The sequence below is a fragment of the Streptomyces sp. NPDC096176 genome (genome assembly GCF_044763255.1).
Taxonomy (GTDB): domain Bacteria; phylum Actinomycetota; class Actinomycetes; order Streptomycetales; family Streptomycetaceae; genus Streptomyces.
The window spans coordinates 247,234-273,116 of sequence record NZ_JBIWFV010000003.1 but is presented as its reverse complement, the minus strand read 5'-3'; the positions used below and the strand labels follow the sequence as shown (position 1 = coordinate 273,116).

General features: G+C 71.1%; 23 protein-coding genes. 12 read left to right on the top strand and 11 right to left on the bottom strand.

Annotated elements, in window-relative coordinates; all coding sequences use genetic code 11:
* Positions 1–71 precede the first annotated feature (71 nt).
* The 9 genes from ACIQ7Q_RS09955 to ACIQ7Q_RS09915 all read right to left on the bottom strand — a co-directional run bounded on the left by ACIQ7Q_RS09955 (position 72) and on the right by ACIQ7Q_RS09915 (position 9,163).
* On the bottom strand, positions 72–530 hold the full coding sequence (locus tag ACIQ7Q_RS09955) for an SRPBCC family protein (protein WP_403858489.1): 459 nt from the start codon (positions 528–530) through the stop codon (positions 72–74).
* Positions 531–678: 148 nt separating this feature from the next.
* Positions 679–1,290 (bottom strand): TetR/AcrR family transcriptional regulator, encoded by a 612-nt coding sequence (locus tag ACIQ7Q_RS09950; protein ID WP_403858487.1) that lies wholly within the window; start codon positions 1,288–1,290, stop codon positions 679–681.
* 135 nt (positions 1,291–1,425) lie between these two features.
* Entirely contained in the window at positions 1,426–2,340 is a 915-nt protein-coding gene (locus ACIQ7Q_RS09945) for a 3-hydroxybutyryl-CoA dehydrogenase (protein ID WP_403858485.1), read from the bottom strand.
* Positions 2,341–2,482: 142 nt separating this feature from the next.
* The gene (locus ACIQ7Q_RS09940; protein ID WP_403858483.1) at positions 2,483–3,655 is read right to left on the bottom strand and encodes an acyl-CoA dehydrogenase family protein; all 1,173 of its coding nucleotides are present in this window, start codon (positions 3,653–3,655) and stop codon (positions 2,483–2,485) included.
* Positions 3,656–3,711: 56 nt separating this feature from the next.
* The gene (locus ACIQ7Q_RS09935) at positions 3,712–4,884 is read right to left on the bottom strand and encodes an acyl-CoA dehydrogenase family protein (RefSeq protein ID WP_403858481.1); all 1,173 of its coding nucleotides are present in this window, start codon (positions 4,882–4,884) and stop codon (positions 3,712–3,714) included.
* 83 nt (positions 4,885–4,967) lie between these two features.
* The gene (locus ACIQ7Q_RS09930; RefSeq protein WP_403858480.1) at positions 4,968–7,055 is read right to left on the bottom strand and encodes an acetate--CoA ligase family protein; all 2,088 of its coding nucleotides are present in this window, start codon (positions 7,053–7,055) and stop codon (positions 4,968–4,970) included.
* A gap of 1 nt (position 7,056) precedes the next feature.
* Positions 7,057–7,248, bottom strand: coding sequence for a ferredoxin (locus ACIQ7Q_RS09925; protein ID WP_403858478.1), 192 nt, complete (start codon positions 7,246–7,248; stop codon positions 7,057–7,059).
* Between the two features lie 23 nt (positions 7,249–7,271).
* Positions 7,272–8,756, bottom strand: coding sequence for an NADH-ubiquinone oxidoreductase-F iron-sulfur binding region domain-containing protein (locus ACIQ7Q_RS09920; RefSeq protein ID WP_403858476.1), 1,485 nt, complete (start codon positions 8,754–8,756; stop codon positions 7,272–7,274).
* A complete protein-coding gene (locus ACIQ7Q_RS09915) occupies positions 8,753–9,163 on the bottom strand; it encodes a hypothetical protein (RefSeq protein ID WP_403858474.1) in 411 nt (136 codons plus the stop codon). Before ACIQ7Q_RS09915 ends, ACIQ7Q_RS09920 begins: the two co-directional genes overlap by 4 nt.
* A gap of 399 nt (positions 9,164–9,562) precedes the next feature.
* Between ACIQ7Q_RS09915 and ACIQ7Q_RS09910 the strand changes: the two genes are divergently transcribed.
* The 7 genes from ACIQ7Q_RS09910 to ACIQ7Q_RS09880 all read left to right on the top strand — a co-directional run bounded on the left by ACIQ7Q_RS09910 (position 9,563) and on the right by ACIQ7Q_RS09880 (position 17,959).
* A complete protein-coding gene (locus ACIQ7Q_RS09910) occupies positions 9,563–10,789 on the top strand; it encodes an aromatic ring-hydroxylating dioxygenase subunit alpha (RefSeq protein WP_403858472.1) in 1,227 nt (408 codons plus the stop codon).
* Between the two features lie 229 nt (positions 10,790–11,018).
* A complete protein-coding gene (locus ACIQ7Q_RS09905; RefSeq protein WP_403858470.1) occupies positions 11,019–12,161 on the top strand; it encodes an extracellular solute-binding protein in 1,143 nt (380 codons plus the stop codon).
* Positions 12,162–12,165: 4 nt separating this feature from the next.
* On the top strand, positions 12,166–13,194 hold the full coding sequence (locus ACIQ7Q_RS09900) for an ABC transporter permease (protein WP_403858468.1): 1,029 nt from the start codon (positions 12,166–12,168) through the stop codon (positions 13,192–13,194).
* Entirely contained in the window at positions 13,191–14,039 is an 849-nt protein-coding gene (locus ACIQ7Q_RS09895; RefSeq protein ID WP_403858466.1) for an ABC transporter permease, read from the top strand. Before ACIQ7Q_RS09900 ends, ACIQ7Q_RS09895 begins: the two co-directional genes overlap by 4 nt.
* Positions 14,040–14,044: 5 nt before the next feature.
* Positions 14,045–15,154, top strand: coding sequence for an ABC transporter ATP-binding protein (locus tag ACIQ7Q_RS09890; RefSeq protein ID WP_403858464.1), 1,110 nt, complete (start codon positions 14,045–14,047; stop codon positions 15,152–15,154).
* Positions 15,155–15,201: 47 nt separating this feature from the next.
* Positions 15,202–16,554: a flavin monoamine oxidase family protein gene (locus ACIQ7Q_RS09885; RefSeq protein ID WP_403858462.1), complete on the top strand. Its 1,353-nt coding sequence runs from the start codon at positions 15,202–15,204 to the stop codon at positions 16,552–16,554.
* Positions 16,547–17,959, top strand: coding sequence for an aminobutyraldehyde dehydrogenase (locus ACIQ7Q_RS09880; protein WP_403858460.1), 1,413 nt, complete (start codon positions 16,547–16,549; stop codon positions 17,957–17,959). Before ACIQ7Q_RS09885 ends, ACIQ7Q_RS09880 begins: the two co-directional genes overlap by 8 nt.
* 55 nt (positions 17,960–18,014) lie before the next feature.
* Here the strand turns inward: ACIQ7Q_RS09880 and ACIQ7Q_RS09875 are convergent, their stop codons facing one another.
* Entirely contained in the window at positions 18,015–18,926 is a 912-nt protein-coding gene (locus tag ACIQ7Q_RS09875) for an oxidoreductase (protein WP_403858458.1), read from the bottom strand.
* A gap of 107 nt (positions 18,927–19,033) precedes the next feature.
* Between ACIQ7Q_RS09875 and ACIQ7Q_RS09870 the strand changes: the two genes are divergently transcribed.
* Positions 19,034–19,573: a TetR/AcrR family transcriptional regulator gene (locus tag ACIQ7Q_RS09870; protein WP_403858456.1), complete on the top strand. Its 540-nt coding sequence runs from the start codon at positions 19,034–19,036 to the stop codon at positions 19,571–19,573.
* A 564-nt stretch (positions 19,574–20,137) separates the two neighbouring features.
* On the opposite strand, the gene ACIQ7Q_RS09865 is transcribed toward ACIQ7Q_RS09870, so the two are convergent.
* Positions 20,138–20,557, bottom strand: a complete 420-nt coding sequence (locus ACIQ7Q_RS09865; protein WP_403858454.1) for a molybdopterin-binding protein — start codon at positions 20,555–20,557, stop codon at positions 20,138–20,140.
* A gap of 298 nt (positions 20,558–20,855) precedes the next feature.
* Between ACIQ7Q_RS09865 and ACIQ7Q_RS09860 the strand changes: the two genes are divergently transcribed.
* The 4 genes from ACIQ7Q_RS09860 to ACIQ7Q_RS09845 all read left to right on the top strand — a co-directional run bounded on the left by ACIQ7Q_RS09860 (position 20,856) and on the right by ACIQ7Q_RS09845 (position 25,855).
* Positions 20,856–21,254, top strand: coding sequence for a molybdopterin-binding protein (locus ACIQ7Q_RS09860; RefSeq protein ID WP_403858452.1), 399 nt, complete (start codon positions 20,856–20,858; stop codon positions 21,252–21,254).
* A 100-nt stretch (positions 21,255–21,354) separates the two neighbouring features.
* On the top strand, positions 21,355–22,158 hold the full coding sequence (gene modA, locus ACIQ7Q_RS09855; RefSeq protein WP_403858450.1) for a molybdate ABC transporter substrate-binding protein: 804 nt from the start codon (positions 21,355–21,357) through the stop codon (positions 22,156–22,158).
* Between the two features lie 122 nt (positions 22,159–22,280).
* A complete protein-coding gene (locus ACIQ7Q_RS09850) occupies positions 22,281–24,242 on the top strand; it encodes an ABC transporter permease (RefSeq protein WP_403858448.1) in 1,962 nt (653 codons plus the stop codon).
* A 209-nt stretch (positions 24,243–24,451) separates the two neighbouring features.
* A complete protein-coding gene (locus tag ACIQ7Q_RS09845; protein WP_403858446.1) occupies positions 24,452–25,855 on the top strand; it encodes an MFS transporter in 1,404 nt (467 codons plus the stop codon).
* Positions 25,856–25,883: the final 28 nt, after the last annotated feature.

Genomic DNA, 25,883 nt, shown 5'->3' with positions numbered 1-25,883 from the left:
CGTACGCGTGCCGGGGTTCCCACCGCGCGGTGGGAACCCCGGCACGTGCGTCAGGTCCTACGGTCCGGCGCTCACCCAGGAGTCACGCGGCCGCGCCAGCCGCCCGACTCTCCGCCCTGGTGCTCGATGAACTCCTTGAAACGCTTCATGTCGCCCTTGACGCGTCGGTCGATCATGCCGGACGCGCTGGCGGCCTTCTCGGCCATACCGTGGGGTTCGACGTCCATGACGAGCTCCACACGGGTGTGGCTGTCGTCCAGAGGCTGGAAGCGGACCATGCCCATCTGGCGGGTGTCGCCGCTGATGGTACGCCAGGCGATTCGATCGTCGGGCAGCTGGTCGATGATCTCGGTGTCGAACTCCCTGCGTACCCCACCGATCTTCGTCGTCCAGTGATTGTGCCGGTCGTCGATCTGCCTGACCTCTTCGACACCCTCCATGAACTGGGGGAACTCCTCGAACAACGTCCACTGGTTGTAAGCGGTGTGAAGCGGGACGTCCACGTCCACGGTTTCCTTCACCATGCTCATCGTTGTGCCTCCTCCCGCTCGACCGTCACGCGGGGGCTTTCCGCCGCGCGGTCGGTGACGAGAAGGCGGGTACCCAGGGCTCACGCGATGATGCCCGCGCACTTGGGCTCCGTCAGCGGCGCCGCCTCCGTGGTCGTCGTCGAAGGCATCACAGCTGCGGGAACTCCGGGGCGACCTTCAGCTCCCTGGCTGCCGTCGCCCAGATCACGGCCTGCGCCGACTCGACGGTGACCCGCGGGTCGCCCAGCATCAGTCGAATGCCGAAACCGTCGCAGAGGGCGAGCAGTGTGGTGCTGACGGCGTCGACGTCGAAGTCGGCGAACTCGCCCGCATCGATGCCGCGCTTGAGGGCCTGGCCCACCCAGGTGTGCAGCTGGTCGTAGAGGTCGACGGCCAGGCGCTGGGCGGTCTCGTCGCGCAGTGCCCGTACCCACAGTTCCTGCCACAGCCGCCAGTCCTGGCGCAGTTCCGGGTCGGTCGGCAGGAGACTGTGCAGGATGCGGGCGAGGATGACGGAAGCGGGCACCGAGTCGGCGTCCCGTTCGAGTTCGGTGCTCGTGTGGGCGAAGGAGTGCGTCATCGCCTCGGCGAAGAGCTTCTCGCGGTTCTCGAAGTGGTAGTGGAGCAGCGCCGTCGAGACCCCGGCGTGCTCCGCGACCATGCGCATGCGGATCTTCTCGAAGCCGACCTCTGCGATCACTTCGATCGCGGCGACAAGGATCCGCTCGCGTGTCTCGCGAGTGCGTTCGGCGCTGGACACGTGCGTGCTCCCCTGGTCGGTCTGTCGGTGCGGTGGCCGGGAGTGCGCCGGCCTCCGCCGTGTCCCATCTTCCCGCATCGGCGCGGGGGCTGGACGGGGCGGTGTGCGGTCAGTGGCAGGTCGGTCGATGGACGGTCAGTGGTAGGTGTGGAATCCCCGGCCCGATTTCCGGCCGAGCAGGCCCGCGTCGACCATGCGGGCCAGCAGCGGCGGTGGGGCGTGAAGGGGCTCGCGGAACTCGTCGTACATCGACTCGGCGATGGCCTGGGTGGTGTCGAGTCCGATGAGGTCGATGAGGGCGAGCGGGCCGAGCGGGTGGGCGCAGCCGAGCGTCATCGCCCGGTCGATGTCCTCGACCGACGCGGTTCCCGACTCCACCATGCGGACGGCCGCGAGCAGATAGGGCACGAGCAGGGCGTTGACGACGAAGCCCGACCGGTCGCGGGCGCGTACGACCTGTTTGCCCAGCACGCCGGAGGCGAAGGCCTCGGCGCGGCGGGCGGTGGTCTCTCCGGTGAGCAGGGACGGCACCAGTTCCACCAGCGCCAGGACGGGCACGGGGTTGAAGAAGTGCAGGCCCACGACCTGTTCGGGCCGCAAGGTGGCGGCGGCGAGGCGGATGACGGGGATGGATGAGGTGTTGGTCGCGAGGATGGCGTCCCGGCGCCGTACCAGGGCGTCCAACCGCGTGAACACCTCCACCTTCGCCGCCTCGTCCTCCGCGACCGCCTCGACGACGAGGTCCCGGTCCGCCAGCCGTTCCAGGTCGTCGGTGACGGTGATCCGTGCCAGGGCGGCGTCCCGGTCCATCGTGGTGAACTTGCCCGCGGCGGCCGCGCGTGCGAGGGATGCGGCGATTCGGGACCGGCCGGCGTCCGCGGCCCTGGCGCCGGATTCGGCGACGACGACGTCGAGTCCGGCGCGGGCACACACCTCGGCGATGCCGGAACCCATCAGGCCGCAGCCCACGACGCCGACGCGTTCGACGGGGGCCCGGCTTTCCGAGGGCCCGGGCTCGCGTTCTGCGGTGAGGGGCTCGGTCCCGGTCATGTGTTGCTCCTTTCCGAGCGGTCGGCGGCACCGGAAGCCCGGGGCGGCACGTGTGCGAGGAGTGACGGCACCGGACGAGGGCCGTGCCCGAGGGGGTGGCGGCCCCGGCGGGAGGGGCCGGGGCCGCCGGTTTCAGCGGCTCTCAGGCGGACGGGAGTTGGAGAACGCCGGTGCCGCGCTTCACGAGTTCGCCCGCGACGATGAGCCGCTGGATCTCCGAGGTGCCCTCCCAGATCCGGTCGACGCGCAGTTCGCGATAGAGACGTTCGACCGGGTAGGAACGGTCGTAGCCGCGGCCGCCGAAGATCTGCAGGCAGCGGTCGACGACACGGCCCGACGCCTCGCTCGCCGCCAGCTTGGCGATGGCCGCCTTGGCGTGCAGGGTCTTGCGGTCGACGGTGCCCTCGGTCACCTCCCAGGCGACCTGGTGGGTGTAGGCGCGGTTGACGGCGATGTCGACGGCGCAGTCGGCGAGCATGCCCTGGATCAGCTGGAACTCGGCGATCCGCGAGCCGAACTGGCGCCGCTCGACGGCCCACTCACGGGCCAGCTCCAGCGCACGCTCCGCGGCGCCGATGGTGCGGGCGGCGATCATCAGGCGTTCCTCGGTGAACCAGGAGCGGGTGATGTCGTAGCCGTTGCCCACGCCGCCGAGCACGGCGTCGTCCGGGACCCGCACGTCGGTGAGGGTGAACTCGGGGTGCTCGTAGACGAAGGTGTGCATGAAGCGGGGCACGCGCGTCATCTCGATGCCGGGGGTGTCCTTGTCGACGAGGAAGAGGGTCGGGGCCCGGTCCTCGCCCGCCGCCGCGAGAACGATCAGGAAGTCGGCGTGGTCGCCGACGGTGACGAACCACTTCTCACCGTTGAGCACCCACTGCCCGTCGGCGGTTCGGGTCGCGGTCGTCATGAGGTTCTGCGGGTCGGAGCCGGCTCCCGGCTCGGTGACGGCGTAGCAGTCGCGGCGCTCGCCCCGGATGACGGGGACGAGGAAGCGTTCGCGCTGCTCGGGGGTGCAGAAGCGGAGGGCGTTGGCGGGGCGCCAGACCATGTCCCACAGGGCGCCGGTGAGCCGGCCCAGCTCCTCCTGCACGACGGCCTGTTCGAAGATGGTGAGCCCGGCTCCGCCCCATTCGGCGGGCATGTTGACGGCCTGGAGGCCGCTGTCGAGCACGGCGTCGCGGATGTCGGCGTGTGCCTGCGGCGACAGGCCGTTGTTCTCCTCGCAGTCGAGTTCGTACGCCGTGATGACGTCGGTGAGCCGGCGGGCGGCGGCCTTGAGTTCCTGCTGGCGGGCGGTGAGGCGGAAGTCCATGTCGGTCCTCGGGGGTGGCAGGTGGCTGGCGGGGTGGGGCTTGACGGCCGGAGCGATCAGTGACGAGGCAGGGCGAGGGCCCGGGTGCCGCGCTTGATCAGTTCGTTGGCGATGATCAGGCGCTGGATCTCCGAGGTGCCCTCCCAGATCCGGTCGACGCGCAGCTCGCGATAGAGACGTTCGACCGGGTAGGAACGGTCGTAGCCGCGGCCGCCGAAGATCTGCAGGCAGCGGTCCACCACCCGGCCGGCCGCCTCGCTCGCCGCGAGCTTGGCCGTCGAGGCCTTGGCGTGCAGGGTCTTGCGGTCGGTGTCCGGCTGGTCCGCCTCCCACGCGACCTGGTGGGTGTAGGCGCGGTTGACGGCGATGTCGACGGCGCAGTCGGCGAGCATGCCCTGGATCAGTTGGAAGTCGGCGATCCGCGAGCCGAACTGGCGCCGCTCGAGGGCCCATTCACGGGCCAGCTCCAGCGCACGCTCCGCGGCGCCGATAGTGCGGGCGGCGATCATGAGCCGTTCGTCGGTGAACCACTCCTTGGTGAGTTCGTAGCCGTTTCCGACGCCCCCCAGCACGTCCTCGTCGGCGACGAACACGTCCTCGAAGACGAACTCCGGGTGGCCGTTGACAGCGGAGTGCATGAACCGCGGCACGCGGGTCATCCGCACGCCCGGCGCCTGCTTGTCGACGAAGAAGAGCGTCGGCTGCCGCTCGGGTCCCGCGTCGGCCTGCACCAGCAGGAAGTCCGCGATGTCGCCGCAGGTGACGAACCACTTCTCACCGTTGAGCAGCCAGCCGCCCTCGACCCGGTCGGCTGTGCTGGTGCCGGAGCCGGGGTCCGATCCGGCGCCGGGCTCGGTGACGGCAAAGGCGTCGAAGCGTTCACCGCGGATGACGGGCAGCAGGTACTTCTCGCGCTGTGCCGGTGTGCCGTACGCCAGGACGTTGGCCGGGCGCCAGGGGATGTCCCACAGGCAGTTGGTGACCTTGCCGAACTCCTCCTCGACGATGACCTGGTCGAGCAGGCTGAGTCCGGCGCCGCCCCACTCCGCGGGCATGTTGATCGCGAACACGCCGGCGTCGATGGCCTCGCGGGTCAGCTCGCGAACGGTGTCGGCGGGCAGCGGTCCGCCGGCCTCCTCCGACTCGTTCTCGTACTCCATGAGCCGCTGGGAGTAGGCGGCGGCCCGGGCCTTGAGATCGGCCTGCTGGGGGGAGTAACGGAAGTCCATGGGCGTCCTTCGGGGCGTGGGTGACGGTGGTCGGGCGGGTCAGGCGGTACGGCGATTACGGCTGGTCAGGCTGGTCAGGCTGGTCAGGCGAGTACGGCGCGGGCGTCCAGGGCGAGCACGCCGTCCGGGCGGGCCAGGAGGGGATTGACCTCGAGTTCGGCGAACTCGGGGTGGGCCGCTGCGACTTCCGTGATACGGGCGACGGCGTCGGCGGCCGCGGCGATGTCGACTGCCGGCCGGCCGCGGACACCCGCGAGCAGCCCGGCGGTGCGCAGCCCCCGCAGCAACCCCTCCGCGCGCGCCGGTGGTACGGGAGCCAGCGCGAACGCGACGTCGTGCAGGGTCTCGGTCAGGATGCCTCCGAGTCCGACCATCGCGACGGGGCCGAAGCGGGGATCCCGGTCGACGCCCACGATCAGCTCGACGCCGTCGGTGAGGTCGGCCATGGCCTCGACCGAGTAGGAGGGCGCGCCGAGCCTGGCGTGCATCTCCCGGTACGCGGCCAGCAGCGCGGCCGCGTCGGGCAGCCGCAGGGCGACACCGCCCGCGTCGGACTTGTGCAGCACGTGCAGCGCCTTGAGGACGTACGGGCCGTCGAACTCAGCTGCCACGCAGAGGAGTTGGGCCTCGTCGGTGACCTCGCGGGCTGCGGGGAAGCGTACGCCGGCGGCGGCGAGGAGCGTCCGGACGGAGTGGTAGCCGGGATCGGTCAGGGGCACTGAGGGCGGCGGCAGCGGCGGGATCCCGGTCGACCCGGCGGGCTCGGTGACGGTGAGCGCGGCAAGTGCGCGCGCCGCGTCCTCGGTGGCGCCGAAAACGGGGATGCCTGCATCGGCGAGGATCCGGCAGCTGGGTGACGCGGGGTACATGGACTGCACGACGAGGGGTTTGGGGCGCTCGGAGCGCAGCCGGGCGATCTCTCGGGCGGCCCGAACCTCGCCCTCGGACAGGGCCGTTCCGCCGCCGCCGAGACCGCCCGCCGAGGCGGCGTAGCCCCCGAAGTAGCCGGTCATGAGGACCGCGTCCGTCTCGTCGGTGGCCAGCAGGGCGCCGGCGGTGGCGGCATACGAGCGGGGATCCTGCTCGCCCATGCCGGCCAGGTCCACGGGGTTGCCGACGGCGGACTGCTCCCACAGCACGGTGCGCAGTCGGTTCTGGGTGCCCTCGCCGAGTTCGGGGACGTCGAGTCCGGCGGTTTCTGCCGCGTCGGCGGCGATCGCGCCGTGGCCGCCGCCGTCGGTGAGGATCGCGGTGCGCCGCCCGGCCCCGGGTCGCTGGGCGTCGAGGGCGGCCAGCACGACCGTCATCTCCCGGGGTGTGTGGACGAGGTGGACGCCCGCGTCGCGGCAGGCGGCGGCGACGACGTCGGCGGAGGTCGTCAGGGCGCCGGTGTGGGACTGGGCGCTGCGGGCGGACGCGGTGCCGCGTCCCGCGGTGAGCAGCACGACGGGCTTGCCCGCGGCGGCAGCGGCCTCTGCGAACGCGCGGCCGTCGCCGAAGTCCTCGGCGTACACGGCGATGGCGGAGGTGCCGTCGTGGTGGGCGCAGTCGTCGACGAGATCGACGAGAGTGATGTCGGCCTGGTTGCCGAGGGAGACGAAACGGGAGAAGCCGGAGCCGTGCGGGGCGAGCCGGAGCTGGAGTTCGAGGGCGAGGTTGCCGCTCTGACTGAGCAGCGCGACACCGCCGGGGGCGAAGGTGTCGGAGGCGAGATACAGCTCGGTGGTGTTGTCGGCGATGCCGAGGCAGTTGGGGCCGACAAGGACGGCTCCGGCGTCGCGGACGCGGGCCGTGATCGCGTGCTGTCGGGCGAGGCCGGCGGCGCCGGTCTCGGCGAACCCGGCGGTGATGGCCACGAGGGCGCGGGCGCCGCACGCCAGCGCGTCGTCGACGGCTGCCTCGAACCCGGCACCGGGAACGGAGATGACGGCAAGGTCGACCGGCTCGCCGATGGCGGCGACGCTGGTGGCCGCGGTACGGCCCAGCACGGTGCCGCCGCGGCGGTTCACGAGGTGGACGGGGCGGCGCCCGGGGGCGCGCAGGGCCTGGGAGGCGATCGCGTGGCCGTACTTGGCGGGGTCGTCGCTGGCGCCGACCACGGCGACGGACTTGGGGTCGAAGAGGGACGTCAGGTCCCGGCCGGGGGTGCGGGCCATCTCACGGCGGGGCATGTCACTTCTCCAGCCGGAGCGCGGAGTTGGGGCAGCTGTCGGCGCAGGCGCGGGCGGCGTTCTCCTCGCCGGGCGGGACGTCTGTGGCGACGACGGAGGCATAGCCCCACTCGTCGAGTTCGATCCGGTCGGGGGCGTGTTCCCGGCACAGGCCGTAGCCCTGGCACCGGGTGGAGTCCAAAAGGAGTTTCACGGTGGTCCTTTCGACGGTCCGTCTCAGGGACGGCGGGCGGGCGCGGCCGTGGGGACGGGGACGGGCGGGAGAGTGTCGGACACTTCAGACACTTCGGGCACGGGGACGGTGAGGCGGGGGACGGGGGTCGCCGGATGTGCTTCCGCGTCTGCACCCGCATGCGCTCGCGACGTGTCGGCGGCAGCGGCGCAGGCGGGACAGGGTGCGGCGAGGTGGGCGTCGACAAGGGCGGGGAAGGTGTGGAGCAGGCTGCCCGCGGTGCCGGCTGCGGCGTCGAGGAGGCCGCAGGCGCCGCGGCCGGGCAACCCCGCGGCCCAGCGCCCCAGCGCGCCGACGACGTCGTCCGCGGCGGTCCCGGCGGACAGCCTCTGCAGGGCGTCGCGGATCGATCCCGAGCCGGCGACGCAGACACCGCACTGGCGGGCGCTCTCGGCGGCGAGGTGCGCGGCGGCCTCTGCGGCGGCGGTGACGGGGCAGTCGTGCGGGCCGAGGAAGTGGACGGCGCCGCAGCCCAGGGCGGTGCCCGCGTCCGCGAGGCGGCCGGGGTCGACCGGCAGGTCGAGTGAGCGTTCGGCGACGAGACCGCCGAACAGACCTCCCATGAGCGCGGCGTGGACGTCCGAGCCGCCGTGGGCGATCGCCAGGCTGCGCAGCGTGGTGCCGTAGGGGACCTCGGTGAGCAGGGGGGCGGCGCCGGCCCCGGAGAGGGTCATCAGGGTGGCGTCGGCGATCCGGCGGCCGAGATCCGGGCGGGCGGCGATGAGCGCGATGCGGGCGAGTGTCTCGACGTTGGAGACGAGAGTGGGCTCGTCGCCGACGCCTCGTTGGAAGGGCCGGGGCGGCTTGGCAAGCGGCAGCGCCGGGCCGCCGTTGATGCGGCGCACCACCGCGGTCTCCTCGCCGGCGACATAGGTGTGCTCGGTCTCGACGACCTCTACGGGCAGGGGCGGCGGATGCTCCGCGAGGGCACGTCGCACGCGAACGGCCGCGAGGGGGTCGGCGAGGTAGACGTACGCGCGCCGGGCCCCCACGACGGCGGCGGCTCGTGTGAGTCCGTCGAGCACGAGGTGGGGGCGGGCCCGGAGCAACCAGCGGTCCTTGACGGAGCCGGGCTCCCCTTCCTCGCCGTTGGCGACGACGACGGGGGCACCGCCGGCGTCGCACACGGCCGCCAGCTTGGTGGCGGCCGGGAAGCCGGCACCGCCGCGGCCGCGCAGCCCGGTCGCGGCAAGGTGCCCGAGCAACGCGTCGGGAGTGGTGGCCGCGCCGTATCCGCCCAGGGCGATGTACGCGGCGGCGGTCTCGAGGCGGTCGGGCCGCGTACCGAGGACCGTGCTGAGGTGGGCGGGCGCCTCGGTTACCGGGCCGTGATCGGGCACTTCGGTTACGGAGCCCCGGCAGGGCCCGGGCACAGGACCGTGGCCGTGCACTTCGGTCATGGGGCGGACGGCGGGCATCAGGGAGCGGACGGCGGTCCGCATCAGCGTGAGGGCTCGCGTCGTGGTCATGCGCGCTCTCCGGGGTGTGGGGTGGCGGGGTGGTCGGCTGGGTCACCGGCGCGCAGGGCGCGGAGCGCCGACTCCAGGGCGTGGCGCTGTCGGGCCGTGCGGGCGTAGGCGCTGCCCGGCAAGCCGATGAGCATGTGGTGGTGGTCGAGGACCACCTCGGCGGCAATCCGGGCCGCGCGGCGGTCGCCCGGCCGGGTGCCGTCCGCGACAGCGGTCACGAGGTCGGTGACTTCGGCGAGGTACTGCAGCCAGCTGCGTTCGCTGCCGTGCAGGATCAGACGCTGCACCCGGCGGTTTTCGGCGGCGGATGCCGTCGGCGGGCTGCGCAGGGCCGCCACGTTCGCGGGCAGTTCCCGTTCCGGCTCGGGCGTGAGGCCGAGCCAGACCAGACTCCGACGACCGCTCATGCGTGCCTCCGGGGAGAGGTGTCCGGAACCCGGTCGATGCCGGGAGTGACCTGGGGGTGCCGAAGGGCCCGGGGGTGCCGGGCGCCGGCGGGTGCCCGGAAGTGCCGGGCGCCGGCGGGTGCCCGGAAGTGCCGGGCGCCGGCGGGTGCCCGGAAGTGCCGGGCGCCTCGGGCACCGCGAGAAGGGAGGGAGAAGTAGGGGCAAAGGGCCGTGACAGGTCGCGGCGAGGCCGGGCGGTACGCCCGGGACGGGCCGCGTACGGCGGCTGGCCCGTCGCGGCGACAACCGGAATACTAACTAACTGATTAGTCAGCACGCAACCCTTGACAAGAAACAGGCCAGATCCTCAGGCTAACTAACCAATCAGTCAGCGTTGGGCGCTCACCTTGGAGTCAGCCGATGCACGCGAAATCCCCCGTCACTGCTCCCGCGACCACGGGGCCCGCCCCCGCCGCACCGCCGGGCCCTCCCCCGCCCCCGGCCACCGAGGCCGCCCCGCCCTCCCCCGGCGAGGCACTGGCCGCCCGCTACTACACCGACCCGGCCGTGGCCGCCGAGGAGAACCGGCACATTTTCGCCACGTCCTGGCAGCTCGTGTGCCACGAGTCGGACCTGCCCGGCCCGGGCGCCCGGCTCGCCGCGACCGCGGCCGGCCGCGAGGTCCTGGTCGTCCGCACCGAGGACGGCGGTCTCGCCGCTCATCTCAATGTCTGCCGGCACCGCGGCACCCGCCTGGTCTCGGCGCCCGAGCCGGACGGCAAGGCCATTCGCTGCCCCTATCACGGCTGGACGTACAAACTCGACGGGCGGCTCGTCGGCGCCCCGGAGGCCCGGCAGATCCCGTGCCTGGACAAGCCGAAGCTCGGGCTTTTCCCGGTCCGCGTCGAGTCGTTCCTCGGCTTCGTCTTCGTGAACCACGACCCCGGCGCCGTGCCGCTCGCCGAGCAGTGCGCCGGACTCGCCGAGGCCGTGGGGCACTACGCGGGGACCGACCTGGTGCCGGTGGGCCGCAGCCGTATCCACGACCTCGACGGCGCCGAGGTACAGCACGCCAACTGGAAGGTGGCCGTCGACAACTACCTGGAGGGCTATCACGTACCAGTCGCCCACCCCGGCCTGATGCGGCTGCTCGACTACCAGGGCTACACCTGCGAGATCGACGAGGCCTACGCGCTGTTCGCCTCCCCGCTGCGCGACAAGCCCTCGTCGAACTGGCCCGAGCGCCTCTACCAGCGCATCGCCGCTCCCATGCCCGGCCTGACCGAGGCCGACCGCCGGGTCTGGCGGTACGCGGTGATCTATCCGAACACACTCATCGACTTCTACCCCGACCATGTGCTTGCCTGGACCGCGATCCCCACGGGCGTCGACCGCGTCGCCGTACCCGGCGCGTTCTACACCCGGCGCGGCACCTCGCTGCGGACCCGCATCGCGCGGCGGCTCAACATCCGCATCGGCTGGATCACCAACGACGAGGACGCCGAGCTCGTGGCCCGCGTACAGAAAGGACTCACCACCCCGGGATTCGAACCGGGTCCGCTGTCCCGGCGCGAGTCGGCGGTCGGCTGGTTCGCCGGACGGGTACGGGCGGATCTCACCGCCGATTCCGCAGACGTCACGGCCTGAGCCGCTGCCACAGGCGACGCCGCCCGCCCCGGCACACCGGCTTCCCCACCCTCACCCCTCACGGCACAACACCGCACCCGATGTCGAGCCGCGTCCACAACGGCACCGCCCCCGACCGGCGCCGGCTCCCAGGTCCCGCACGACCCACGCCGCCCCACGTGCGCACAGGGGCCCCCGCTCACCTAATCCGTGTCCGTCCCCAGCACGGACCCCACGGAGAGGACCACCGATGTCCCCCGAGGCACTCCCCCTGTCCCGCCGATCCTTCCTGCGCACCGGTTCCGCCGCGGCCGTCGGGCTCGGTCTCGGCGCGACCTCGGCCGGCTGCGGGTTCACCTCCGCCGCCCCGGCCTCCCAGGAGGTCCGCGACGAACCCATCGAGATGAAGGTCGACGGCGACCTGGTGTACTTCAACTGGGCCGACTTCGTCGATCCGGCGGTCTTCGCCGGGTTCGAGAAGGAGTACGGCGTGAAGGTCGTGCAGTCGAACTTCGACTCCATGGAAGGCATGGCCGCCAAGCTCAACGCGGGCAACCGCTACGACATCATCTTCCCGACCGCCAAGTGGGCCCAGCGGCTCGTCGACGGACGCCGGCTGCGCCGTATCGATCACTCCCGGCTGCACAACGCCGACGCCGTGCTCGCCCACTACGACTACTTCGCCGATCCCTGGTACGACCCCGGATCGCGTCACACTCTGCCGTTCACCATGTACAAGACGGGCATCGGCTGGCGGAAGGACAAGATCGGCGACGAGCTGTCCGGCTCCTGGGACGACCTGTGGTCACCGCGCGCGAAGAGCCGTGTCTTCGTTCTCGACGACCGTGACGAGGTCCTCGGCATGGCCGCGCTGAAACTCGGCCTCGACGTCTCCACCACAGACCCGGACGGCCTCGGCGAGATCACCGAGACGCTGCGTTCGCTCCGTCCGCATCTGCGGGGGTTCTCGAGCGACAGCTACAACAACCTGCTCACCGGCAACGCGGTCATGACGCAGGCCTGGAGCGGCGACATGGCCGCCATGCTGAACCAGGCCGAGGACCCGTCGGTGTTCGGTTTCCAGGTGGCGAAAGAAGGCGCGCCCATCAATTCCGACTGCTACGCGATACCGTCCGACGCCCCCCACCCCGGCACGGCGATGCTCTTCATCGACTACATGCTCCGGCCGGAGAGCGTCCGCAGGAACATCGAGTACATCGGCTACCCGATGCCGGTCAAGGGAACAGAGGACATCTACACGGCGCTGGTCGAGCCCTTTCCCGAGTGTGTGGTCTCACCCGGCGATCTCAAGGACGACCTGTACTTCCGCAACGGCGACGCGCAGGGCGAGCGGGCCCGTGACGCCGCCTGGACCCGAGTGAAAGCCGGCTGACGCCATGGCCCGTCAGATGCCAGGGGGCCCGGCGCGGCCCGCCCCCGACACCGACACCGACGCCAACACCGACACCGACGCCAACACCGACACCGACACCGACAGACTTCCTCCCGAGAAGCACGCCGGCGAACCCGGCGGTAAGGGCACTGCGGCATCATTCGCACGCTCCGGCCCCTCCGCCGCGGGCAACCGTCTGTGGACCGTGCTGATGCTGCCCGGCACGCTGTGGATGGCCACTTTCCTCATCGGCTCGCTGGCCTTGGTCGCCACGCTGGCCTTCGGTACCACCGACCCGCTCGGCAATCCCCGCTTCGGCTTCAATCCGGAGAACTTCGCTGCACTGGCCGAACCGGCCTACCGGTCCGTGATGGTGCGCTCACTCGGATACGCACTGCTGACCTGTCTGATCTGTCTGGTGGTGGCGTATCCCGTCGCCTACGCGATCGCCCTGCACGGCGGACGCTTCAAGACGCTCCTGATCGCCGCGATCGTCGTGCCGTTCTTCGCCAACTACCTCGTGCGCATGTACGGCTGGTCGGTGGTCCTGTCGGACGACGGGCCGCTGCTGAAGGCGCTGCGTGCGATCGGGCTCGTCGGCGACGGCACCAAGATCCTTCAGACCGGGACGGGAGTTGTGGCTGGGCTGGTCTACGGCTTTGTCGTCTTCATGATCATCCCACTGTACGCCGCGCTGGAGCGCATGGATGTGTCCCTGATCGAAGCAGGACGCGATCTCTATGGCGGCCCGTTGCGGACCTTCTTCCACGTCACGCTCCCTGCCACGCGACAGGGCGCGGCCGCCGGCTGTGTCCTCGTGTTCCTGCCCGCCATGGGCGACTTCGTCAGTGCCCAGTTGATGGGAGGTCCCGACCAGATCATGATCGGCAACCTGATCCAGGACAAGTTCTTCCAGGGCCAGAACTGGCCGCTCGGCTCGGCGCTGACCATGCTGATGATGGCGGTGCTCTTCCTCGGCATGCTGGGCTACCTGCGGCGGACCCGCAAGGACGAGGCGGAGGCGGTCCGATGAGGTCCCGTTCCGCCGCCCCCCGGAGGGCGCGCCGCGGCACCGACCGCAAGCCGCGGTTCGCGATCGCCGTCACCGCCGCCTTCTTCGCACTGCTGTATCTGCCCATCGGCGTGGTGGTGCTCTTCTCGTTCAACTCGCAGAAGTCGCTGACCGTCTTCAAGGACTTCAGCCTGCGCTGGTACGGGGCGTTCTTCCGGGACCAGGTGCTGCTCGACTCGCTCGGCATGAGTCTGCGGGTGTCCCTGGTGGCGATGGCGGGCTCGCTGATCCTCGGCGTGACGCTCGCCCTCGGCCTGGTCCGCTGCCGCAGCCGCCTCGGTTCCCTGGCCGGCCTGATCATGCTTGTTCCGCTGGTCACTCCCGAGATCGTCACCGGCGTCGCGGCGATGCTGCTCTTCAAGGGCATCGGAATCCCGTTGTCCACGGGCACGGTGATGCTGGCCGAGATCACCTTCTCGATCTCGTACGTGACCGTCATCCTGCGCTCCCGGATCGCGGCGTTGAACCCGGAGGTGGAGGAGGCCGCGATGGACCTCGGCGCGACGCGGTGGCAGTCGTTGCGGCTGGTCACCCTCCCCGCGCTGCTGCCCAGCATTCTGGCGTCTGCCGTGCTGATCTTCGCGCTGGTCTTTGACGACTTCGTGCTCGCTTACTTCACGACCGGCGTCGATCCGCAGCCGCTGTCCGTGCGCATCTACTCGGCCATCCGCTTCGGGGTGCAGCCGACCATCAACGCGGTCGGCACGCTGATGCTCGTCGGGTCGATCACGCTCATCGCCCTCGCGTTGTTCATTCCGCGTCTGTTCGGCCGGCGCGGCGGCCTCGATCTCCTCTCCGGGAAGTGACACCCGTGACCACAACGACCACCACGACCGCTGCCACGGCCGGCACGGGCGACGCGCCCGCCGTCCGGCTCGACAACATCTGCAAGAGCTACGACGACTCCTACGCCGTCAGAGACCTGTGCCTGGACATCGCGCCGGGCGAGTTCTTCTCACTGCTCGGCCCTTCCGGCTGCGGCAAGACGACGTCGCTGCGGATGATCGGCGGGTTCACCGATCCCACCGAGGGCGCGATCCTGCTGAGCGGCAAGGACGTGACCGCGCTGCCGCCGAACAAACGGGAGGTCAACACCGTCTTCCAGAGCTACGCCCTCTTCGACCATCTGTCGGTGGCCGACAACGTCGCCTTCGGCCTCAAACGCAAGGGGGTGGCCCGGGCCGAGATCCGCGAGCGGGTGGCCACGATGCTGGACCGGGTGCAGCTGGGAAGCCTCACCGGCCGCAAGCCCGCCACCTTGTCCGGAGGCCAGCGCCAGCGCGTCGCTCTGGCCCGGGCGCTGGTCAACCGGCCTCAGGTGCTGTTGCTGGACGAGCCACTGGCGGCGCTGGACCTGCGGCTCCGCCGGCAGATGCAGGTCGAACTGAAGCAGATCCAGCGGGAGGTCGGCATCACGTTCGTCTTCGTCACGCACGACCAGGACGAGGCGCTGACCATGTCGGACCGTATGGCGGTGATGAACGAGGGCCGCGTGCAGCAGTGCGGCACACCCGAGGACGTGTACGAGCGGCCGGCGAACAGCTTCGTCGCCTCCTTCATGGGAACGTCCAACCTGGTGCCCGGCACCTATCGGGCCGGTGCGGTGGTCATGGATGAGGGCCCGGCGCTGCCCGTCGGTCCTCGGGAGGGAATCGCCGAGGACAGCCGGGTGAATCTCGCGATCCGGCCCGAGAAGATCTGGCTGTCCGACCTCGGGCCTGGGATGGCGCGGGTGAACGGGGTCGTCCGGGAGACCGTGTACTCGGGTCCGACCACGACCTATCTGATCGAACTCGCGCCGGGTGTCGCCGTGTCGGTGCTGGAGCAGAACACCGACCGTTCGCGGATGGAGGACCGCTGGAGCGGCGGCGAACACGTGGAGATCGGCTGGCTGCCGGAACACTGTCTGGTCCTCGACTGAGGCGCCCTCTTCCCCCGGATCGAGCTCGAACGAAGGAACGCTTCTCCATGCATCATGACGTGATCGTGCTCGGCGCCGGACTCGCCGGTCTCGCCGCCGCTCGAGACCTCGCGGCCGGCGGCGCCGACGTGCTGGTCCTCGAGGCCCGTGACCGGGTCGGTGGCCGGGTCGAGCAGGCAACCCTCCCCGACGGGCGGCTCGTCCAGCTCGGCGGCGAGGTCGTCGGGCGCGCCCACACCGCCTATCTGGCCCTGGCCGCCGAACTGGGCCTCACGCTGGTTCCCAGCTACGTCGCCGAGCCAGGGGTCATCGCCAGGGCCACGCCCGAGGGCGTCTCGGCGGGGGACCCGCCGCACTGGTTCGGCCCCGGCGACGACGCCTGCCACCGCCGTGTCACCGGCGCCTTCGCCACCCTGGCCCGGACCGTCGACCCCGACGATCCCTGGAGCCACCCCGACGCCCCCGCCCTCGACGAGGTCTCCGTCGCCGGCTGGCTGCGGGCCGAAGGCGCCTCCCCCGGCGTCGTACGACTCTGGGAAATCGGCCAACTCGCCCTCGCGAGCGGGTCGTACGAGCGGACGTCCCTGCTGTCCGCCCTGCGCAAGCACGCGGCCGTGCCCGGCGGCGACCGGGCAGCCGCGGGCGGGCACTCCTCGGACCCGGTCGAGCACTACGACTACGAGGACTGGGAGGGCCTGCGGATCGCGGAGGGCTCCGCGGCCGTGGCCCTGCGCATGGCGGACGAACTGGGCGCACGCATCAGGCTCGGCGCGCCCGTCGAAGCGGTCGACGTCCGACTCGCCGGCTGCTCCGTACACCTCTTTGGCGGCGAGAGACTGACCGCGGACGCCGTGGTCAGCGCGCTGCCCGTCGGCCCGCTCCGGTCCGTCGCCGTCACCGGGGTGTCGGACCGCCGGCTCGCTTCCCTGCACCGCCAACGACAGGCCGTGGCAGCCAAGTTCGCCGCCGCGTACGACAAGCCGTTCTGGCGCGAGTCCGGGCACAACGGTCTCTCCGAGTGCGAGGGCGTCCTCGGCAGCACCTGGCCGCAGAGCGAGGGCGTGCTGTCCGCCCTCGTCCCGCCCGAACGGTACGGCGTGCTGCTGAGCACGCCCGAGGAGCGCAGGGAGCGGGAACTGCTGGCCGAGATCGCCCGCCTGTACGGCGACGACGCACACCGCCCGCTCCGTTGCTGGGTCCGTATGTGGGGCACCGATCCGTGGACGCAGGGCTACGTCACGCAGTGGACACCCGGCGACGTCATGGCGGTCGGACCGCTGCACGGCACCCACGAACCGCCCTTCTACGTCTGCGGTTCGGACCAGTGGGTCGCCGGCTACATGGAGGGCGCGGTCCGTACCGGACGCGGCGCCGCGAGGGAGGCGTTGCGCCGTGGCTGAGCGACGACACCCCACCGTGCACAACCACATCGGCGGCGACGACCTGCCCGCAGCGACCGGTGCGACCATGCGTCTGACCGACCCGGCGACCGGCACCACCCGCCGCACGGCGCCCCTGTCGGGGCCGAAGGACACCGACGCCGCCTGTGCGGCGGCGGCCTCGGCGTACGAGCGCTGGTCGGTGACGACGCCGGCCGAGCGGCAGACCGCGCTGCTGCGCATCGCCGACGCACTGGAGACGCACGCGGACGAGCTGGTGGCCGCGGAGACGGCGGACACCGGCAAGCCGGCGGAACTGTTCCGCTCCGACGAGTTGCCCGCGATCGTCGACTCCGTGCGGTTCTTCGCCGGCGCCGCCCGGAACCTGCCGGGTGCCGCAGCAGGCGAATACACCGAGGGGCGCACCTCGTTGCTGCGCCGCGAGGCGGTCGGCGTCTGCGCGCAGATCACCCCCTGGAACTACCCGCTGATGACGGCGGTGTGGAAGGTGGCACCGGCGATCGCCGCCGGGAACACGAGTGTTCTCAAACCGGCGGACACGACCCCCTCGTCGTCCGTGCTGCTGGCCCGTATCGCCGCGGAGCACCTGCCGCCGGGCGTGCTGAACGTGGTGTGCGGCGACCGGAACACCGGACGGGCGCTCGTCACGCACCCGTCGATCCGGCTGATCGCGGTTACCGGCAGCGTGCGGGCGGGGCGCGAGATCGCCACCGCCGCGGCCGCCGATCTGAAGCGCGTGCATCTGGAACTGGGCGGGAACGCCCCCGTCATCGTGTACGACGACGCCGATGTGGAGTCGACCGCCGCGCAACTCGCGGCAGTCGCGTACTACAACGCGGGCCAGGACTGCACGGCGCCGACACGGCTGCTGGTCCACGCGTCCCTCCACGACGCTTTCGTCGACGCGTTCGCAGCCCATGCGTCGGCGCTGCGGCCCGGAGTCGACTTCGGCCCGCTCAACAGCGCGGGCCGGCTCGCCGACGTGGAGGGCCTGCTGAGCAGGCTGCCGGGCCGGGCGAAGGTTCCCCTGGGCGGTGCGCGGATCGCAGGGCCCGGCTGCTTCCACGCCGCGACGGTGGTCACCGGGGTCCGGCAGGACGACGAGATCGTGCAGGAGGAGATCTTCGGCCCTGTCGTCACCGTTCAGTCCTTCACCGACGAACAGGAGGCTCTGCGTCTCGCGAACGACACCCGCTACGGCCTCGCGGCGAGCGTCTGGACCGCCGATCACGACCGCGCCATGCGGGCGACGCGGGCGCTGCACGCGGGCATCGTGTGGGTGAACACGCATGGGACCACGGTGTCGGAGATGCCGCACGGTGGCGTGCAGCACTCCGGATACGGCAGCGACCTGTCGATGGCGGGGCTGCTGGACTACACGCAGGTCAAACACGTGATGCTGTGAACGGAGGCCGTGCTGTGAACGGGCACCACCCACCGGGAACGGGTGGCGGCGCGTGTCAGCGCAGGGGGTCCTCCACCTTGGCCGGCGAGAGCAGCTCGAGGGAGAGGTCCCACAGCTGCGCCGCCAGATCCTGCCGGCGTGCGGTGCGGCTGGGCGTCTCCGGTCCGGCGGGCCCGAAGGCGATCCAGCGCGGACCGTACAGGGTGCCGTTGCGTGCGGCCGGGTCGGTCGCGGCGCGCAGGGTCGGCCAGGCGCCGGCGTCGGCGGGCTGCGCGGCGACCCTGTCGAACAGGGAGAGGACTCGCGCCTGTACGCCGGTGTCCTTGCCGAGCTCGGTCGCCGCGTAGCCGGGGTGCGCCGCGAGCGACAGCGCGCCGCGGCCCTCGTTTCGGCGGGCGAGTTCTGCGGCGAAGAGCATGTTCGCCAGCTTCGACTGGAAGTAGGCGATCCAGCGGTTGTAGCCGCCGCGCTCGAAGTTCGGGTCGTCCGGCCGGATACGGCCGGGGCGGTGTCCCATGCTGGTGATGGTCACGACGCGGGCGCCCGGTGTGGCGTTCAGCCGCGGCAGGAGCCGGAGCGTGAGGGCCATGTGGCCCAGGTGGTTCACGCCGAACTGGGTCTCGAAGCCGTCGACCGTCCGGGAGCGGGGCACGGCCATCAGGCCCGCGTTGTTGATGAGCAGGTCGACGCGCTCGTCCGGCAGGTCTTCGGCGAATCGCGCGATCGACTCCTGGTCCGCGAGGTTCAGCGGTGCCGTGCGCAGGCGGGTGGGGTCAATGCCGACGCCGACGAGCGACTGGCGTGCGGCAGCGGCCTTCTCCTTGTTGCGGCAGGCCATCACCACGGTCGCCCCCTGGCGGGCGAGGACGCGGGTGGTGTGGAGCCCGAGTCCGGTGTTCGCGCCGGTCACCACGGCGAAGGTGCCGTCGGCGAGGCGGGGGACGTGTTCTTCGGTCCAGCCGGTCATGGCGCTTCTCCTAACATGAACTCTGGTTCACCATCTATAGTGAACCTGAGTTCATGTTTGGTCAAGCAGGCAGCAGGCAGGCAACAAGCAGCCAGTGGGAGGCTCCAGTGGTCCGTGCCGACTCACTGCGCAATCGGGAACGCATCCTCACCGCCGCCGGCGCTCTGCTCGCCGCCCGGGGCGAAGGCGTGGGGATGGACGAGATAGCGGCGGAGGCCGGGGTCGCGGTAGGGACGCTGTACCGCCACTTCCCCACAAAATCCGATCTGATCGCCGCGGCCCTGGCCGAACTCACGGAGCGGCTGGTCGCCGACGTCCGGGCAGCGGCCGACCGGGTGGAGAACGGCGCCGACCCGGCCGCGGAACTCCGTGGCCTGCTCGAGTGGCTGATCACCAAACCCGCCGCCGACAAGGCGATCAAGGCGGCCGCGACGGGGCTCGCCTCCGACGCACTGCAGGAGATGGAGAGCCGCGGTTTCGCCGAACTGGATCGCATCACCGCCGTCGCGCACGCCCATGGTCTCCTCCGCCCGGACATCACCACGGCGGACTTCGCCCTCATCGCCGCCACGGCGCCCGACGACACCCTGCCCGCGGCGGCCCGCGACCGGTGGATCGAACTGGCGCTCCGCTCCGTCCTGGCCTGACACCGACATGGCACGTGAACCTGCACCAAGGCCACCGCGGGTGACCTCTGACGTACGCCCTGCGGCGCCATGACGCCGACAGAAACCCACCCGGCCGTCGATCTCTCTGTGATCGGGCCGGCATGGTCAAGGGTGTGCCTCTTCCTGGCGGCCGGACCGGGGCGTACGCCGAGCCACCGTCGCCCTCGCGGCATCAGCGCCGGCGCTGACCGCCATGGGCGCGGCCGTCGACACGTGGTGGCTCCTCGGCGTCGGAGTCTGGGTGCTGATCGCCGCCCTCCCGACAGAGCTCGTCCACCGACCCTGAGCGCCGGCCGACGCCTGCTGGTCTCGTCGTCCGTGGCTGATTCGTTCGCGCCCGTTGCATCAGCGCGGTCACCAGCAGGCTCGGCGCCTGCCGGCTGCCGGACGACCGTCCCGCCCTGTGGAGCCCGACGACCGTCCCGCCCTGTGGAGCCCGACGGCCGTCCCGCCCTGTGGAGCCCGACGACCGTCCCGCCACTGTGAGGCGCGGCGGTGCCCCGCACGCGACACGTGCGGGGCACCGATCGACCACAAGTCCCGTCAGGCGCTGGCGAGGGAGATCTCGGTGGACTTGACGAGCGCCACGACCGAGGTGCCGACCGCGAGGCCGAGGGCCGAGGCCGCGTCCTTGGTGATGGCTGCGGTGAGACTGCCACCTTCGATGTCCACCTTGACACTGGCCATGGCGCCACCGGTCGAGACATCGCTCACCGTGCCGGGCATCTGGTTGCGGATGCTCACTCCGTCCACGGGGCCGGTGGCCAGGGCCACTTCGGTGGCCTTCACCAGGATGCGCACCGTGGCGCCTTCGCCGAGACCGAGTTCCTTGACGGCGTCGGCCGTGACGGCGGCGGTGACGTTCTGGCCGCCCTCGAGGCGGACCTTGACGGTAGCCATGGCTTCGCCGGTGGTCACCGACGTGACGGTGCCGGGAAGCTGGTTACGAATGCTCAGGCTCATGAATGAACGCCCCAATTTGTGCTGGAAAGCAGGTTTTCGCACGCCTATTCAGCACTGTAGCCACACCCCGTGGATCATTCCCACCGCGCGCCGCAAGCGCGAGGAGGGCGACGCGTACCGACTGGCACGTGCAGCTCACCCCGCCGCGCCGTTTCAACGGCCCGAGGTTCAGGCCGGGGGCAACAAGGATCCGGGCTTCTGTCGCTGTTTGGCGGTTTCTCCAAGCGAGCTGGCATCTGCCGTGAGAAATCCACGAATCAATTGCATTTGAGAGGCCAAGGGCCCTACGGTGGCGCGCATGCAGTCCTACACCATCGGACAGGCGGCACGTCTGCTCGGCGTCAGCCCGGACACAGCCCGCCGCTGGGCGGACGCCGGCCGAGTCGCGACCCATCGCGACGAGGGCGGGCGCCGCCTCATCGACGGCCGCGATCTGGCCGCCTTCTCCATCGAGGTCGCCCAGGGCGGCGGGAGCAGCGACGAGGACACCCCCTACACCTCCGCGCGCAACGCGTTCCCCGGCATCGTGACCGCGGTCAAGCTCGGTGACGTGGCGGCGCAGGTGGAGATCCAGGCGGGCCCCCACCGTCTGGTGTCCCTGCTGACCAGGGAGGCCGTCGAGGAACTGGGACTCGAAGTCGGCATGCAGGCCACCGCCCGCGTGAAGTCGACCAGCGTGCACATCGACCGCACCTGACCCCTCACGCATACAAGCGGCGCCACCCGTCACAGGCGCGGCTCACCACCATCCGCCCGGACGGCCCACCCCGACCGCATTGCCGAGGAGAACCACCCGCATGTCCTTCAACTTCACCGGACGCCGTGCCGCCACTGCCGTCCTGACAGCCGCTCTCCTCATGCCGCTGGCCGCCTGCGGCAACGACGACACCCAGGACTCCGGCGCCAAGGCCGCCGAGTCCGCCACCGGCACCTCCAAGGCCGATCTGACGGTCCTGGCCGCCGCTTCGCTGACCGATGTGTTCAAGACCGCGGGCGCGGCGTACGAGAAGGCGCACCCGGGGACGAAGGTGACGTTCTCCTTCGCCGGGTCGCAGGAGCTCGCCGCGCAGGTGAAGCAGGGCGCGCCCGCCGACGCCCTGATCACCGCCGACACCAAGACAATGGACGGACTGAAGGCCGACACCGGAACGCCGACCGTCATCGCCAAGAACCGGCTGGTCATCGCCACCGGCGAGGGCAACCCGAAGAAGGTCGACGAGCTGAAGGACCTCGGCGACCCGCAGCTGAAAGTCGTCCTCGCCGCACCCGAGGTGCCCGCCGGCCGCTACAGCAAGAAGATCCTCGACGCCCAGAAGATCACGGTGAAGCCGGTCTCCCAGGAGCCGAACGTCCGTGCCGTCCTGAGCAAGGTCGAACTCGGCGAGGCCGACGTCGGCCTCGTCTACAAGACCGATGCCGAGAAGTCCGTCGACAAGGTCGACGCGGTCGCGATCCCCGACGACCAGAACGCGATCGCCGAGTACCCGGCCGCCACGCTGAAGGCGTCGAAGAACTCCGAGGCCGCCGCCGCGTTCGTCGCCTGGCTGAGCACTCCCGAGGCGCAGAAGATCCTCCAGGACGCCGGCTTCCAGCAGCCGTAACCGCACCGTGCCCGCCTACACCGCACCGTGCCCGCCTGCTGGGGGTGCCCGGGTCTGCGGGCCCGGCAGCCCCAGTGTGGCTGTCCGACGCTTTCCTCCTCCTGTGAGCCCGGGAACCTTCGATGAAACGTTTCAGCACCCTTGTGCCGACATCGGCGGAGAGGCCGCGTGCCGCGCGGGCTCGCGCGCCGCTCGCCCTGGCGATCCCGGCGTTGCTGGCCGTCGCGTTCCTGTTGCTCCCACTGATCGGGATCCTTGTCCGCACCTCCTGGGGCGAGCTCGGCGCACATCTGACCAGCCCGGGTACCACCCAGGCGCTGCGGCTGTCGCTCGTCGTCTCTCTCTGGGCCCTCGGCCTGTCCCTGCTGCTGGGTGTGCCGTTGGCCTGGCTGCTGGCCCGGGTGGACTTCCCCGGCAAGGCGTTCATCCGCTCACTCGTCCTGCTGCCGATGGTCCTCCCGCCGACCGTTGGCGGAGTTGCCCTTCTCCTCGCCTTCGGCCGTCGCGGTCTTCTCGGTCCGTGGCTGGAGAACACCTTCGGCATCACCCTGCCGTTCCACACGTCGGGCGCGGTTCTCGCCGCGACCTTCGTCGCCATGCCCTTCCTCGTCATCAGCCTCGAGGGAGCGCTGGGCGGACTGCGCCCGCGTTACGAGGAGACCGCCGCCTCCCTGGGGGCCTCGCCGATACGCGTGTTCTTCACCGTGACGATGCCCATGGTCGCTCCGGGGCTGGTCGCCGGCGCCGCCCTCACCTGGGCGCGGGCGCTGGGTGAGTTCGGCGCCACCATCACGTTCGCCGGAAACCTTCCCGGAACGACCCAGACGCTGCCCCTTCAGGTCTATCTGCTGCTGCAGGAGCAGCCGGAGGCGGCGACGTCCGTCTCGCTCCTGCTGCTCGTCATCGCCATGCTCGTGCTCGTCGCGCTGCGCGGCCGTTGGACCGGAACGCCGAGCGACCGGGCTCAGCACGCCCCACGCCCGGCGGACGAGCCCGCCCCGGTCACAGCGGCGCATCCCGCGGATCCCGAACCGCTGGTGCCGGAAACCCTGTGGCCCCTGCACGCCGAGGTCACGGGCTTCACCCGACTGACCCTGGACGCCGAGCCGGGCACCACGATTGCGGTCGTCGGCGCCAACGGCGCGGGCAAGAGCACACTCCTGCGCGCCCTCCTCGGCCTCACCCCGCGCGCGCACGCCACCGTGCACCTCGGCGACACCGACGTCACCTCGCGGCCTCCGCACCGCCGGGGAGTGGCCTGGGTCCCCCAGGACGGCGCCCTCTTCCCCCACATGACCGCGTCCGCCAACACCGCGTACGGCCTGCGTGCCAACGGCGTCCCCCGCGCCGATGCCCGCCGCGAGGCGCAGCAGTGGCTCGACCGGCTCGGCGTCGGTCACCTCGCGCGCCGCAAGCCCGGACAGGTCTCCGGCGGACAGGCGCAACGGGTGGCTCTCGCCCGCGCGCTCGCCGCACGCCCACGGCTGCTGCTCCTCGACGAACCGCTCGCCGCCCTCGACCAGACCACCCGGGCCCATGTCCGGCACACCCTGCGCAGGCATCTCGACGGTTTCGGCGGTGTCTGTCTGATCGTCACCCACGATCCTGTCGAGGCCGTCTCCCTCGCCGACCGAGTCCTTGTGCTCGAGGACGGACGGTCCCTCCAGGACGCCCCGCCCGCCGAGGTCGCCCGCCACCCGCGCTCGCCCTGGGTGGCCCGGATGCTCGGACGGAACGCCTGGCCGGGCACGACCACGGCCGAAGGGCTCGAACTGGACGGCGGTGGACGGCTCGTGATCGCGGACTCGCTGCCGGCAGGCACCGAAGCGCTGGCGATCATCGCCCCCGAAGCCGTGTCCGTGTACCGCGACAAGCCCGGCGGAAGCCCACGGAATGTGTGGCCCGGCACCGTACGGGAGATCACCACATCGGGCAGCAGGCTCCGTGTGCTGATCACCTCCGACCGGGCCCCCGACCTCGTCGCGGAGATCACCCCGCAGGCGGCGGCGGACCTCGGCCTCGCAGACGGCACGGCGGTGTGGACGAGCGTGAAGGCGACCGAAGTGACCACCGTGGCCCTGTGACACGGGAAATCGTGGGGAATCAGGCAACTCGGACGCCCCCTTCTACGGCCGGTCCAGAGCCTCGCGGAGGCCCCGCCCCCGGCCCATGGTGGGCACGCGCACTCCGGACCCCGTAACTATGGTGCCCCGCCACATGTGACCCTGACCTGCCTCTTCCTACGGTGTGGCGACACGGAAACGTCCCCGCCAACTGTCCGGAAGTGGTGTCCATGGCCGCCCCCGCAAGCGCTCCACCCGCGCCGAACTCGCTCAAGCGCATCGTCGCCGCGAGCCTCATCGGCACCACCATCGAGTGGTACGACTTCTTCCTCTACGGCTCGGCCGCCGCGCTCGTCTTCAACAAGCTGTTCTTCCCGGAATCCGATCCGCTGGTCGGCACGCTGCTCTCCTTCCTCACCTACGCCGTCGGATTCGCGGCACGGCCGCTCGGCGCCCTGGTCTTCGGGCACTACGGCGACCGACTCGGGCGCAAGAAGCTGCTGGTGCTCAGTCTGCTGCTGATGGGCGGCGCCACCTTCGCGATCGGTCTGCTGCCGACACACGCGACCATCGGCTCCGCGGCTCCGGTCCTGCTGACCGTACTGCGGCTCGTGCAGGGCTTCGCGCTCGGCGGCGAGTGGGGCGGCGCCGTACTGCTGGTGTCGGAGCACGGTGACGCCAAGCGGCGTGGTTTCTGGGCTTCCTGGCCGCAGACGGGCGCACCGGCCGGGCAGTTGCTCGCCACCGCCGTGCTGTCGGCGCTCACCGCGCTGCTCTCGGATGCCGCGTTCACCTCATGGGGCTGGCGCATTCCGTTCCTGTTGTCCGGTGTGCTGGTGATCGTCGGCTTGTGGATTCGTCTCTCTGTCGATGAATCACCAGTCTTCAAGGCGGCCTTGGCCCAGGCCGAGCAGCGCAAGGCGGAAGCCGGCCAGGTGGAGAAGATGCCGCTCGTCGCCGTACTGCGCCACCACTGGCGCGATGTGCTGATCGCCATGGGCGCCCGGATGGCCGAGAACATCAGCTACTACGTGATCACCGCGTTCATCCTCGTCTACGCGACGACCGCCGTGGAGATGAGCAAGCAGACCGCGCTCAATGCCGTACTCATCGCATCCGCCGTGCACTTCGCGGTGATTCCGATGTGGGGCGCGCTGTCCGACCGGATCGGCCGGCGGCCGGTCTATCTGATCGGTGCCATCGGCGTCGGGGCCTGGATGTTCCCCTTCTTCGCGCTCATCGACACGGGCGGCTTCGGCGCCCTGCTGCTCGCGGTCACGGTCGGACTGGTGCTGCACGGCGCGATGTACGCGCCCCAGGCGGCGTTCTTCTCCGAGATGTTCGCGACGCGCATGCGCTACTCGGGTGCGTCCATCGGCGCTCAGTTCTCCTCGGTCGCGGCAGGCGCACCGGCTCCGCTGATCGCGACGGCGCTGCTGGCCGACTTCGACTCGTCGGCGCCGATCGCCCTCTACGTCATCGCCGCGGCGCTGCTCACCGTGGTGGCCATCGCCTGCGCCCGGGAGACGAGGGACCGGGACCTGACGGCCATGGACGCCGGAACGGACCCGGCCGACAGCGCTGTGGCCGCGAGGACCGCGGACGCACGGACCGCCGACGTGCCGACCGTCTGACCCGGCGCTGCCGATTCGGCGGGCGTCG